Origin of the sequence: Bacillus sp. JJ1521, assembly GCF_036965165.1 — a bacterium.
Taxonomy (GTDB): Bacteria; Bacillota; Bacilli; order Bacillales; family Bacillaceae_L; genus Ferdinandcohnia.
In genome coordinates, this window is the sequence record NZ_JBALOX010000241.1 from 1 (window position 1) to 12,092 (window position 12,092).

The following is a 12,092-nucleotide window of genomic DNA, read 5'->3' on the forward strand; positions in this document are numbered from 1 at the left end:
GTATGTAGATGTAGGAGATGCAATGTTTATTAATTAAAATGGCGTAGGTACATTGACCCAAAGAATGGTGGAATAATGCAATATATACACTCTTAATACAAGAAAAATCCTTAATTTTTAATTAATAAGGAAAGGGAGTCAGTTTAAAAACACCTACTCCTTTTTTCATGTCCCTCCGATAAAATTTCATTTATAATTAAAATAAATCTATGAGAATGTGGAAGTGTCATAAGTATGATTGATTATTTAAAATCAGATTGTAAAAATTGTTTCGGGTTATGTTGTGTAGCCTTACCTTATGCCAAATCAGCAGATTTTCCAATTAATAAAGACGGTGGAGAGCCGTGTCGAAACTTATGTTCAGATTTTCGTTGTAAGATACATAATCAATTAAGGGATAAAGGTTTTCGTGGATGTGTATCCTATGAGTGCTTTGGCGCAGGACAACATGTATCACAGTCGATCTATAATGGCGTTGATTGGAGAAATAATTCAGAGCGTGCCAACGAAATGTTTGAGGTATTTCCGGTTGTTCAACAACTTCATGAAATGCTTTGGTATCTCAATCAAGCACTTAGCCTGCAGGAGACACAATCATTTCATATAAGTTTGCAGGACATGTATAAAGAAACGTTAAAATTAACACAGAAAAAGCCTGAAGATATATTAAAATTAGACATAATTGCACATAGGGGTAAGGTTAATAGTTTATTACTAAAAGCGAGCGAAATGTATCGGAAGGATTTTACTAAAGGAAGTAAAAGGATAAAGAAAGGTCAAGATTACGTAGGGGAAAATCTAAAAGGGGCAGATTTACAAGGGGCTAGTTTTCGAGGAACATTAATGATTGCAGCCAATTTAAGTCATGCAGATTTAAGAACAGCAGATTTTATTGGTGCTGACCTCAGAGATGCTGACCTTAGTAACGCGAACTTAACAGAGGCTATTTTTCTAACACAATCTCAACTAAATTCAACTAAAGGAAACGTTCATACAAGAATACCACACTACTTAAAAAGACCAAATCATTGGATAAAATGAGCAAATTTTTATTAATAACAAAAGGGGGCTAGTGTAAAAAACACCAACTCCCTTTTTTTTGCCCCTGCCAAGGAACTTAATATTATCATATTTTGGTTACTTTACCCAGTACCAAGAATTAACCATATAATTAGGACTAGCATAATTGATTTAAAAGTTTTTCCATCTAATGGATCCGAAACCGGTATGTGGGTGACTTTTAGATTGGATTTTAAAATATTCATGTTCCAATTCAGATAGGGATAGCTCAAAAAGTTGTTTCCCGTCTTTTTTAAAATGATTTATTGCAATTAGCTTTCGAATAAGCTCATTTCTTCTATTTTCAACATCATCTCTTAATAAACCCATAATAAAACCTCTCCTTTCGAAATTGGCAATCCAATGAACACCATTACAAGATAAGAAGAGGTTTTTTATGATTTAAATGACGACCTCGCTTATCTTTCAAGCATATAAGCTTGCTGGATTTAGCACAGTATTCAACGAATCTGCTGCTGAGGTTTCACAGGGCCAGTCCCTCCACCTCTCTTGATAAGTTTTTATATTTACATTTAGTTTAACCTTATTATTCCGATATGTCTACTTGAAATTAAACTTTGTTCAAAGAAATTTATAAAAGGGTAGAGGGACGGGTTCCATTTCCCTATTGAGTCGATGAACTTGTCTCTTACTCCCACAAAATAATCTTTATTTGATTTCCGGAGGGGTCCTCAGTTGTAATGACATCATTTTCTTCGGTATATGAAAATCCTAAATTCTTTAGTTGTAATTTTGCTTGATTGTATTCTTCACTTGTAAAATGTGTAGTATAAAATCGCAGACCAAGAGCATTTTCAGGGGGCTTAGGCAGTCCTTCACCCGCCCAAGTATTCATTCCGATGTGATGGTGGTAATCATCCTTCGAGACGAATAACTTTTGTGCATCCTTGGAGACAACATTAAAACCTAAGGCATCCACATAGAATTCCTCGGATTTCTCAATGTTTGATACTTGTAAGTGCATATGTCCTAATCTCGTGTCATTGGACAAGCCAGACCAATCTTTACCGTTCATTTCAGAAAGTAAACCTTTAACATCAAGCTCATAAGTTCCACCAACATATCCGCCAGCATCGTCTTCAATCCAAAGGTCCGGATCTCGATCGACATAAATTTCGATTCCGTTAAAATCGGGATCAGCAAGGTAAATAGCCTCGCTATACTGATGGTCGGAAACGCCTTGAAGCGGGTATTCGGAATCAATTAAGTGATTTAACACTAAAGCCAATTCTTCTCTGTTTGGTACTAATATTGCAAAATGAAATAATCCTGTTGTTCCAAATGGCCGTTCCACAAAAGAACTTTCTTCAATTAATGTTAGAATAGGGGTTGTTCCATCAGCCGTTAATTTAGCACTACTACCGTTCTTTTCTAACAATCTTAAACCAATAATCTCTTGATAAAAGCTTAATGATTGCTCCAAATCAGAAACCTGTAATTCAACATAGCCAAGTCTAGGCTCCATCTCACCAGTATAATTTAATTGCTTCTCATTTTTTGCTTCCCAAGGTTTAAATCCAATAAGTGCGATCGCTATTATAATTAATAGAATAGTAGATAACCATACAAAATTCTTTTTAAAATGCATTTTTTATTTACCTCTATTTTTTAATATTAAAAAAGGAGGCAGGTTCATTGTCACTAGCTAGGACTTTGAACCTGCCCCTCTGACCAAATTTTAGTTAGCTTCCCCGACTACTGTGAATCTTTCGTTTATGTGTTTTGGGTTTTCGATTTCATCTACTAAGGCAATGGCGAAATCAGCGTAACTGATATAGCTTTCGCCTTTTGAATTTATAAGCAAGTTGTCTTTACCTGCTTGGTAAGCACCAGTTCTTGTGCCTTCTGGATCGAATATAGCTGATGGACTCATAAAGGTCCAACTGATATTAGCTGTTTCTTGTAATTCTTGCAGGTTTCGTGCTTGACCTTTTGCTGTTGGTTTGAAGATGTCAGGGAAATCAGGAGTGTCAATAACTTGAACACTTTTTGCTTCATCAACATAAAGGCTTCCTGCACCACCAACAACAATGACTCTTGTATTTGTGCCTTTAGCAGCTTCAATTAACGCATGACCCGCATCAACATGTGGTTGTTCTTCTCCAAGTGGCGCACCAAAAGCATTAACCACGACATCGAAGTTTTCAACATCTGTTGAATTTAATTCTAAAATATTTTTCTCTACTACAGAAACTTGTTCATTTTGTAATTTAGAGGCGTCCCTTACGATTGCGGTTACATCATGACCTCTTTCTACAGCCTCTTTTAAAATAAAACTTCCAGCTTTACCACTTGCGCCAATTATTCCAATTTTCATTCTATAGTCCTCCTATATAGTTCAACTTGTAATTTAATTGATTACATGTAATCATTATAGTTACATGTATTCTTTGTGTCAACACATTGATTTTTAAGTTATAATAAAAATATATTTGTGATAGGATCGAAAGTAGGGTGACGAACGATGTCCATCAGTAGTCGATTTTCTGTTGGAATTCATATACTTTCCCTCATTAACATAACTAAAGAGGGTGAATGTTCTTCTGGTTTTTTAGCATCCAGTGTAAATACGAACCCGGTAGTGATTCGAAAGATTATGGGTATGCTTAAAAAAGCAAATTTAATTGAGGTGCACCCAGGTGTAGCTGGTGCAAAATTAACAAAAAGACCTTCAGAAATTACAATGTTAGATATTTATAAGGCAGTTGATGTGGTACGAGAAGGCGAGCTATTTAGCGTCCACGACAACCCAAATCCCGAATGTACTGTCGGAAGAAATATTCAAAACGCTATTGAACCTCTTTTTGCCCAAGCCCAATTTGCAATGGAGAAAATCCTTGCAAATGTAACATTAGAGGATATTGTCAATGGCATGAATGAAAAAGAAAACTGTTGAAAAGAGAACTTAGGATCCTTTTCAGCAGTTTTTTCGATGACAGGCGGACAGATGCATTGTCCCAAGAAGCTCTTCAAAACTTATTTTTCATTTTTCTCTTTTTCGGGTGATCCTGCAGTGTTTTTTACCTGCTTATTAGAATTTTTCTGACTACTTTTTATATGACCTTTTGCATCTACTTTTGAATCCCTCAGCATTTTACTTACCTCCATTTAATGATAATTACCTGCTCATATTTTTCCTAAGAAATTGTTGATTATTCTTAATGTCTATAAAAGCACCCATATTACATAATTTCTCTGTTTCTCAAGAAATAACACTTGTAATTGTGGAATATTATGGTAATCTAAAACTACAGATTAACAATCTATTTTTTTAGAATGACAATCTAAATAATTAGTTCTATACGGAAAGGAGTAAAAACGGTGAATGAACCTTTAGAAGTATCAGTGGAACAATCAAAATTATTAGGCAATGCCCTTCGCGTTCAAATTATTCGAGTATTAACGGAGGAACCAAAAACATCTAAGCAAGTAGCTGATTTGCTTGGACACTCTCCAGGAAATGTCCATTATCATATAAGAAAATTGTATGAAGGTGGGTTAATTGACCTTGTGGAGGAAAAGCAATTTGGTGGCGTTATGGAGAAATACTACAAGTCAAAAGCAAAATGGTTTAATTCAGATAGTAAAGAAACGATTGACCCAGCTTTACGAGACGATTTTCAGTCAAGTAATGCGACTACTCTAAGTCTTCGCTTAAAACTTACAGAAGAACAACAAACGGAACTCACCAATGAATTTAAAATTTTTCTTGAAAAATGGGTCGAAAAGACATCTGTTAATCATGAAGGGATGGACAGTAAAGAATTTAGCATAGGGGTAAAGATTGTTTCCACTAAACCGTCTGGGGAAAATAAATAAGCAGAAGGGGATCAACGATGAGAATATTCATGCAAAGAAACTTTCTTTTTATGTTTATTGGAAGAGTTATTACGAATATTGGCGATAGTTTTTATACGGTAGCAGCAATGTGGCTTGTTTATGATTTAGGAGGATCAACCTTTTATACTGGTTTAGCGGGTTTTCTTACAATTCTTCCAAGGTGCGTTCAATTTTTTTCTGGACCATTAATCGACCGAATTCCAATTCGATCTCTTTTACTGTACTCGCAAATCTTTCAGGGCATATTACTATTAATCATTCCTACCGCTCATTACTTCAACTTCTTAAGTATTACACTAGTTCTTATTATCACCCCATTAGTTACAACCTTAAATATGTTCGTATACCCAGCTCAAATGGCCTCATTACCAAAGTTCGTAAAAGAAAAAGACTTAACAAAAGCAAATTCCTATTTTACCTTAGCCTATCAAGGGATTGAAATTGGTTGTAATGCGGTTGCAGGTATTTTAATCGTTATGATTGGAGCTATTTCTATTTATCTATTGGATTCCGTTTTGTTTATGGTAGGTGCAATCTTGTTTTCATTTCTTAGAATCTCTAAGGATATGACAGAGAATCATGAGAAGAGGGGACGAGTCTCTATTTTTGCATCATTAAAAATTTACAAAGATGATTTAAAAATAGGAATCGATATTTTACTTAGTAAACCCTTGTTGCGCATTCTAATAGGCGTAATCGCAATCAACTTAGTTGGAGGAGCGACCTTTGTTGTATTACCTGAATTTAGTGAACATAGCGGAGGACCTGAAATCTATGGCCTATTGCTAATGGCTCAAGCAGCTGGAAGTTTATCCGGTGCATTATTAGCGCCTTATTTGAAAGTTGAAAGATTTGGATTGGGAAAAGTTTATTCCCTTGCTTTTTTGATAAGTGGCTTCATGTGGGCACTTTCGGTTTTTAGTCCGTGGACGTGGTTGATGATTGTGATCTATGGAATTGCATGGTTACCTGGTGGTGTTACAAACATTTTAATTAATACATGTTTGCAAAAGGGGGTTCCTAAGCATTTATTGGGGAGAGTTTTCTCAGCATCGTATAGTTTAAGTGGTATTGCAATGCCGCTAGGATCGTTATTAGGCGGTTACTTGGGTGTGATGTTTGGAAGTATATTTGTTATATTTTGTAGTGGTCTCGTTATATTTTTGGTGGGTATTTTTTGGATGGTGGATAAGACAACTCGAAGCTTACCTAAAACAGAGAATATTAATGAAAGTACATTCATACAGGTTCATGTAAGTTGATTATCTAAATTTCTTATGAAGGTCGGCAGAAATGGGACACTGGTTTTACAACAGAGAGTATCAACAAGTCGTTTTTAATGAATTTGGAAAGCGGTTTTTGTTAGTTAATCATGAGAGAATAATGGGTTGAGAGTATTTATTAGCATGATGCGTTTAACCGTCTGGTGGAAAAGGAAGCTGAGGATTTCTTAGAACAGTATTTGAGTATGTAGAGTGAAATAGGTTAAAAATATATAATTTAGAGAGCTTGGGCCAACATAAATGTGGCTAAGCTCTTTAATTTTTATAGTTAATATTTTTTCTTCGAAGCGAATAGATCCTGAAATATTTCGAATATAGCGGTGTTTTCTATGGAAGAGATTTTCGTAGATCTTAGACAAAACAATTTAACAATAGTGGTAAATCAACTTAAAAGGGCTAATAAGCCATTATGTAAGTTAAATAAGGTAATAAACATATTAATAATAAAAAAAGGGTTCCTCCATTATTTATAGAATAACTTTTGATAAACATGATTTTAGTCTGATTGACATTTTTTGGATTATGTGGTTTGGAGGGGACCAAATGATAAAAAAAATTATCTTCTTGTTGCGACTTTACTTTGGAACACTAAAATGGACGCTGTTTATCTGTTTTATAATAATGTCTGTTATACCTGCAACGATAACAGCTTATTTACTATACGGACGTTCCTATGAAGCGATAGAGGCAAAAATAGGAGTGTATTCTCACCAAATAATGGTTCAGTCAGCTGGAAGATTAGACGGACTCCTTACAGGAATTGAGGACATAGCTTTACAAATTATTTCCTCCAATGAAATTCAAGCATTACTAGATGAGGTCAATAATAGTAACAATTCTCCCAGACCAGAAGCAAAAGAAAAAATAAAAAAGAGAACCAAATAATGAGTTCAAAAAGAGAAATTGTAGGGGCTCAAATACTAATGAATAATCGGGATTTAGCCATAACCTCGGGGGAATCTATTGTTATGGGGGATTACAAAAAATCAAATGAATATATCAAAGCTATTGGTAGACCCGGGACCGTTTACTGGAGTGGAACAATTGAAAACAATAGTCCTTCTATGTTATATCAACATATTACACCGCTTTCACGAATGATGTATGACGACAAAACAGGAGACATAATGGGAACGTTGGTACTAGCGTTAAAGGAATTTGCACTTGCTGATACATATTCATATATTGATCTTGGTCCTAGTGGTTTCGTATTTATCATGGACCGTAAAGGTGAAGTTGTTTCACACCTTAATAAAAACTTACTTAGTACAAAAGCCGACTATCCCTTCGTAGAAAGCATTATCAATGCATCTGAAAGTGATAATCGAACATTCCCTACATACATAGATAATGAAAAATACCTTATCTCTTATTCTAAATCTGAGGTGACGGGATGGTATGTTGTAAGTGCAATCCCTTACTCATATTTAATGGAAGATATCTTAAAGGTAAAAACATATTCGGTTCAATTAGCCATTTTATTATTTGTATTATCCCTGATAGTTTCTCTCTTAATCTCAACAGGTATATCAAAACCCATACAAAAATTAGTCACTGCAATGAAACAAGTTGAACAAGGAAATTTTAATGTAAGTGTGAAAAACTTGAATAGTAGTAATGAAATTAATCATCTTGGAAAAACTTTTAATCAAATGATACGTTATATTAATGATTTAATTGACCAAGTATACGAAGCAGAAATTTTACAAAAGGAAGCTGAGATAAAAGCATTACAATCCCAAATTAATCCGCACTTTTTATATAATACGTTATCAACAATAGATAGCATTGCAACAGTCAAACAAGAAAAAGAGATAAGTGAAATCAGCCAAATGTTAGCAGATATTTTTCGTTATAGTACAAATGGAAATGATTTTGCAACGCTTGAAGAAGAGCTTTTACAAATTGAACGTTACTTAAATATTCAAAAATTCCGGTATGGCCAAAAATTAAACTGGAGAATTATTGTTGATCCGACAATTAAGTCTTCAATGATCGTTAAATTGTTACTTCAACCAATTGTTGAAAACGCAGTAATTCACGGAATAAGGAAATCAGGGATGATCACAATTAGTGCCTATCCGCAGGCTGCAAATCTATCAATAGTAATTGAGGATAATGGCATAGGCATGGATGATTTAAAATTAGAACAACTTATATCTCATTTAAATAGTGAATATGAAACTAGGAATAAAGTTAAGGGAGGTGACCATATAGGTCTTGTGAATGTAAACAATCGAATAAAAAGTCATTTTGGAAACTCTTTTGGGCTAAAAATAATTAGTGCAAAAGAAATTGGCACAAAGGTAAATATTACACTTCCAGTTTTAGAAAAAAATGATCATGTTCAATAGATTATTAAAGGTGGGGGAACAATGAATAACGAATTAAAAGTGTTAATTGTCGATGATGAGGTGTATATCCGAAATGGTTTGAAGATGAAAGTCGATTGGGAAAGCTTAGGAATGAAGATTATAGGAGAAGCATCTGATGGTACTGAAGCATTATTTCATATTGAGAATGAGAGTGTTGATATTGTTATTACGGATATAAATATGCCCATTATGGATGGGCTAGAACTAATTCAAAAAACAAAGGAAATAAATGATGGAATAATATTTATTATTATCAGTGGTTATAGTGAATTTGAGTATGCTCGAACAGCAATGAAACTGGGAATAACTGACTATTTGTTAAAGCCTATTAAACAGGCAGAAATTCAAGCATCATTATTAAGTATTAAGGAAAGAATATTATTGACGATAAATGAAGGTAATTTATATATTCAAAATGGTAAAAAGCATAGAGAAGAAGTGCTAGTTCGTTTATTATCCGATCAGAATAAGGGTGCAACAATAAATGAAGCTATGGAAAATTTAGATTTGAAAATTAACTCAGAAAATATCATTCTTGGATTAATAAAAATTGAGTTGTACAAATCTTTCAAACAGACAAATCCAACAAGATCCCAATTTGAAGATATCGAGATTTTGTTCCAAAACCATCTATTTCAGGAGCACAGTGGTGAAATAATAAAATGTGTTTGGCCGGAACATGAATTTATTTTACTTATTGATTCCTCAAAACACAAAATTAAAGATGAGCTATTGAAAAATTTAACCGATGCTTTAATAACGTTAGAAAATAAGCTTGGTATTTCTGCAACAATAGGATTGAGTAGCGGCGGTACATCTAATTCAAATTTCATTTCTCTTTATCAGGAATCGTTATTTTCACTTAAAGAAAGGATTCTTCGTGGAACTGGGAAGGTAATTAATAACGTTCAGTTTCCAGATCAATTAGAAAAACTAGACTTTACTGCAGAAAAAAAACGGTTAATTCATTTAATGGAAGAACGAAAATGGGATTATATCAAAGAAAATATATATGCTAGCTTTAATCAATTAATTTCAAAAGGTTCCCCAGTAACTCACAATCATTTATATGAGTTATTTATTGAATTATATTTTACAATCAAAAATTTTGCTTCTGGAAAAATAGGTACAACAAATCAAAATCACTCTCAATATAGTTCAGGTGAAAATATTGTTAATATTGCTAGTGGCTTTACATCCATTCAGCAAATGATTGATTGGCTTTATACCTATATTGAAACAGAATGTAAGCAAATTGAGGATAAATATGATGCTTCAGGAAAAGAAATTGTTAAATGGGTTCAGAATTACATAAATACATTTTATAGTTCAGAGATTACACTTGCAAAGGTATCAGAAAAATATCATATTAACCCCATTTATTTTAGTCGAATCTTTAAAGCGCATGTAGGTATAAGTTTTAATAGTTATCTTACGAAAATTCGAATGGAAGAAGCTAAAAATCTAATGGATACTACGTCATTATTAGTTCAAGATATTTCAGAAGTTGTTGGATATGATGATCCTAAGTACTTTAGTAAGGTTTTTAAGAAATACTACGGGAAAAGTCCTAGTTTATATATTGAAACAAAGGAAAAGTTTGGAAAAAATAGTCTGAATAGTTAAAAAAGGTATAATTTTTGCACTATCGTAGTTGATTATGTATGTCTGCTTTAATAAATACCCATGTTATCTTTATTTATACACCCATACCAAACATGGTTGAGTGATTTATAAAGGGGAGGGAAATAAATGAAAAAAAGGGGTTCAAAGTTGTTAGTTTTGCTATTCTCTTTGGTACTGTTTTTGGCTGCTTGTTCTAGTGATACAAGTGCACCTTCAAGTAACGAACCAAATACTTCCAAAGATAATGGACAAAAAAATAATGCCACTGAAGAATTTAAACCAATCGTTGTAGGAATGAGTAACGGCTATATAGGAAATGGCTGGAGAACTCAGATGACAGAGGCAATTGAAGAATTAGCAGATGAGTACAAGAAACAAGGATTAATCGAAAAGATAATTGTCCAACACGCCGGATTGGATGTCAATAATCAAATTTCACAAATTCGAAATATGATTAATGCTGGGGTGGATTTACTTCTTATTGATCCTAACTCGGAAAGCGCTCTCAATCAAGTGATAGCCGAGGCACATAATAAGGGAATAACAGTCATTGCTTTTGACCAACCAGTTACAAGTGAACATGCGATAAATGTTGTAATTGACCAGCAAGAATTTGGACGAAATCTTGCTGAATGGCTCACTAAGGAACTAAATGGTGAAGGGGATATTGTGTTAGTATCGGGTCTTGCAGGTGCTTCAGCCAACGAAAATAGATTAATAGGGATGAGGGAGGTTTTAGAAAAAAATCCTGGTATTAAAGTTTTGACAGAAGTAAATGGTAACTGGGATCAAGCGAATGCACAACAAGTTACTTCAAATTTAATTGCCTCCTACCCGAATATTGATGGAGTACTTACACAAGATGGGATGGCACTTGGTGTAATCAATGCATTTGAATCTGCAAACAAGGAATTACCTGTAATTACTGGAGAAAACTTGGTGGGATTTTTGAAAAAATGGAAAGAACTTAATGACGAATCCGGGTTTTCAACCTATGGTCAAAACAACCCTCCTGGAATTGGTGCAACTGCACTTGGAATTGGAGTTAGATTGCTCCAAGGTAAAGAATTTAAGGAGGCATTACAAAACAACACATATTATTATCCAATTAGTACACATATAACGAATGATAATTTAGAAGAAGAATTTGAAAAAGTTAAGGATCGACCGGATACGTATACACTCGATGAATACTTGTCAGAAGATGAGTTAGATGCTTTGTTTAAGTAAATAATATCATAATTTAGAAAGGGAAATACATTTGATGTATCTCCCTTTCTTATTAAGGGAGTTGTGTGTATGAATTTACTAGAAGTGAAATCTTTAAGAAAAAAATATGGAAGTATCACAGCTTTGCGTGACGGAAATATGATTTGTAATGAAGGCTCTGTTTGTGGATTACTAGGAGCGAATGGTTCAGGAAAGTCTACTTTTTCTAAGATAATATCGGGTGTAGTAAAACCTTCCGGAGGTGAGATTTTTTTTAATGGTGAACCACTGCGTATCTCATCACCAGAAGAAGCGATGAAAAAAGGAATTGTCATGGTACATCAGCATTTAAGCTTAATCCCTGAACTAACAATATGGGAAAATATGACCTTTGGGGCAGAACCTGTTAGTCATAAGGGCTTTTTAAAAGAGAATGAATCGAAACAAATTGCAAAAAAATATATAGCTATGTTTACACCCAATCTATCAATACACACTAAAGTGAAAGATTTATCGTTAGCTCAAAAACAATTTGTCGAAATTGCAAAGGCGATCTCTAAAAAACCAAAACTGCTAATCTTAGATGAACCTACTGCTCCACTTGAACAATCGGAAGTGGCAAAATTATTTTCTGTGATTAATGGATTAAAGAGACAAAATACTTCAATTATATTTATCT

At 33.8% G+C, this 12,092-nt stretch carries 12 protein-coding genes and 1 riboswitch; of the genes, 9 read left to right on the plus strand and 3 right to left on the minus strand.

The genetic code is table 11. The features are described from left to right. Nucleotides 1-234 precede the first annotated feature (234 nt). Entirely contained in the window at nt 235-1,041 is an 807-nt protein-coding gene (locus V7147_RS23470) for a pentapeptide repeat-containing protein (RefSeq protein WP_335370216.1), read from the plus strand. A 150-nt stretch (nt 1,042-1,191) separates the two neighbouring features. On the opposite strand, the gene V7147_RS23475 is transcribed toward V7147_RS23470, so the two are convergent. The 3 genes from V7147_RS23475 to V7147_RS23485 form a co-directional block, all read right to left on the minus strand. After that, nucleotides 1,192-1,389 (minus strand): Fur-regulated basic protein FbpA, encoded by a 198-nt coding sequence (locus V7147_RS23475; protein ID WP_335370217.1) that lies wholly within the window; start codon nt 1,387-1,389, stop codon nt 1,192-1,194. An 86-nt stretch (nt 1,390-1,475) separates the two neighbouring features. Beyond that, a riboswitch (SAM riboswitch) is annotated at nt 1,476-1,579 on the minus strand. 129 nt (nt 1,580-1,708) lie between these two features. Next, on the minus strand, nt 1,709-2,668 hold the full coding sequence (locus tag V7147_RS23480) for a VOC family protein (RefSeq protein ID WP_335370218.1): 960 nt from the start codon (nt 2,666-2,668) through the stop codon (nt 1,709-1,711). A 90-nt stretch (nt 2,669-2,758) separates the two neighbouring features. Then, nucleotides 2,759-3,397, minus strand: a complete 639-nt coding sequence (locus V7147_RS23485; RefSeq protein ID WP_335370219.1) for an NAD(P)-dependent oxidoreductase — start codon at nt 3,395-3,397, stop codon at nt 2,759-2,761. Nucleotides 3,398-3,544: 147 nt separating this feature from the next. Here V7147_RS23485 and V7147_RS23490 point away from each other — a divergent pair, with 147 nt between their 5' ends. The 8 genes from V7147_RS23490 to V7147_RS23525 form a co-directional block, all read left to right on the plus strand. Further along, nucleotides 3,545-3,976, plus strand: a complete 432-nt coding sequence (locus tag V7147_RS23490) for an Rrf2 family transcriptional regulator (protein ID WP_335370220.1) — start codon at nt 3,545-3,547, stop codon at nt 3,974-3,976. 425 nt (nt 3,977-4,401) lie between these two features. Continuing rightward, nucleotides 4,402-4,899 carry a winged helix-turn-helix domain-containing protein gene (locus tag V7147_RS23495; RefSeq protein ID WP_335370221.1) on the plus strand — a complete coding sequence of 166 codons (498 nt, stop codon included), beginning with the start codon at nt 4,402-4,404 and terminating at the stop codon, nt 4,897-4,899. Between the two features lie 17 nt (nt 4,900-4,916). Next, nucleotides 4,917-6,182: an MFS transporter gene (locus V7147_RS23500; RefSeq protein WP_335370222.1), complete on the plus strand. Its 1,266-nt coding sequence runs from the start codon at nt 4,917-4,919 to the stop codon at nt 6,180-6,182. A gap of 564 nt (nt 6,183-6,746) precedes the next feature. Continuing rightward, nucleotides 6,747-7,088 (plus strand): hypothetical protein, encoded by a 342-nt coding sequence (locus tag V7147_RS23505; RefSeq protein WP_335370223.1) that lies wholly within the window; start codon nt 6,747-6,749, stop codon nt 7,086-7,088. Continuing rightward, complete coding sequence (locus V7147_RS23510) at nt 7,088-8,557, plus strand: sensor histidine kinase (protein WP_335370224.1); 1,470 nt, start codon at nt 7,088-7,090, stop codon at nt 8,555-8,557. The genes V7147_RS23505 and V7147_RS23510 overlap by 1 nt, the downstream gene beginning before the upstream one ends. A 21-nt stretch (nt 8,558-8,578) precedes the next feature. Further along, complete coding sequence (locus V7147_RS23515; protein WP_335370225.1) at nt 8,579-10,204, plus strand: response regulator; 1,626 nt, start codon at nt 8,579-8,581, stop codon at nt 10,202-10,204. A gap of 126 nt (nt 10,205-10,330) precedes the next feature. Next, nucleotides 10,331-11,434 (plus strand): ABC transporter substrate-binding protein, encoded by a 1,104-nt coding sequence (locus tag V7147_RS23520; RefSeq protein WP_335370226.1) that lies wholly within the window; start codon nt 10,331-10,333, stop codon nt 11,432-11,434. A gap of 69 nt (nt 11,435-11,503) precedes the next feature. Then, the coding region (locus V7147_RS23525; RefSeq protein WP_335370227.1) for an ATP-binding cassette domain-containing protein at nt 11,504-12,092 on the plus strand (589 nt) is incomplete at its 3' end.

Bases quoted from the DNA above. Each gene is read 5' to 3' on its own strand.
- V7147_RS23500 (WP_335370222.1), top strand. From the start codon at position 4,917: ATGAGAATATTCATGCAAAGAAACTTTCTTTTTATGTTTATTGGAAGA.
- V7147_RS23520 (WP_335370226.1), top strand. From the start codon at position 10,331: ATGAAAAAAAGGGGTTCAAAGTTGTTAGTTTTGCTATTCTCTTTGGTA.
- V7147_RS23510 (WP_335370224.1), top strand. From the start codon at position 7,088: ATGAGTTCAAAAAGAGAAATTGTAGGGGCTCAAATACTAATGAATAAT.
- V7147_RS23490 (WP_335370220.1), top strand. From the start codon at position 3,545: ATGTCCATCAGTAGTCGATTTTCTGTTGGAATTCATATACTTTCCCTC.
- V7147_RS23475 (WP_335370217.1), bottom strand. From the start codon at position 1,389: ATGGGTTTATTAAGAGATGATGTTGAAAATAGAAGAAATGAGCTTATT.
- V7147_RS23515 (WP_335370225.1), top strand. From the start codon at position 8,579: ATGAATAACGAATTAAAAGTGTTAATTGTCGATGATGAGGTGTATATC.
- V7147_RS23480 (WP_335370218.1), bottom strand. From the start codon at position 2,668: ATGCATTTTAAAAAGAATTTTGTATGGTTATCTACTATTCTATTAATT.
- V7147_RS23505 (WP_335370223.1), top strand. From the start codon at position 6,747: ATGATAAAAAAAATTATCTTCTTGTTGCGACTTTACTTTGGAACACTA.
- V7147_RS23485 (WP_335370219.1), bottom strand. From the start codon at position 3,397: ATGAAAATTGGAATAATTGGCGCAAGTGGTAAAGCTGGAAGTTTTATT.
- V7147_RS23470 (WP_335370216.1), top strand. From the start codon at position 235: ATGATTGATTATTTAAAATCAGATTGTAAAAATTGTTTCGGGTTATGT.